The sequence below is a fragment of the Marinicauda pacifica genome, assembly GCF_004793635.1.
In the GTDB taxonomy this organism is placed as follows: Bacteria; Pseudomonadota; Alphaproteobacteria; order Caulobacterales; family Maricaulaceae; genus Marinicauda; species Marinicauda pacifica.
Genome location: NZ_SRXV01000052.1, coordinates 1 through 314, shown reverse-complemented (window position 1 = coordinate 314; position 314 = coordinate 1). Strand labels below are relative to the sequence as shown.

Here is a 314-nt window from a genome sequence, read left to right as displayed (position 1 = left end):
CCTCCACGCCCGTGCTCACGCGGCACGGACTCTCGCTGGACGATCTCGACCTTTGGGAAATCAACGAGGCATTCGCCGCGCAGGTACTCGACTGTCTGGCGGCCTGGCAGGACAAGGCATTCTGCAAGGACCGCCTCGGCCTGGACAGCGCATTGGGCGCGATCAAGCGCGACAAGCTGAACATCGATGGCGGGGCCATCAGTCTCGGCCATCCGGTAGGAGCGGGCGGAACCCGCATCGTGCTGCACGCTCTCAATGCGCTGAAGCGCACGGGCGGCAAGCGTGCCATTGCGACTGAGTGCATTGGCGGCGGC

The 314-nt window shown here is 65.6% G+C and carries 1 pseudogene; it reads left to right on the top strand.

What is annotated here, in order from left to right:
• A pseudogene (locus E5162_RS14355) lies at window positions 1-314 on the top strand (acetyl-CoA C-acyltransferase); the annotation flags it as partial.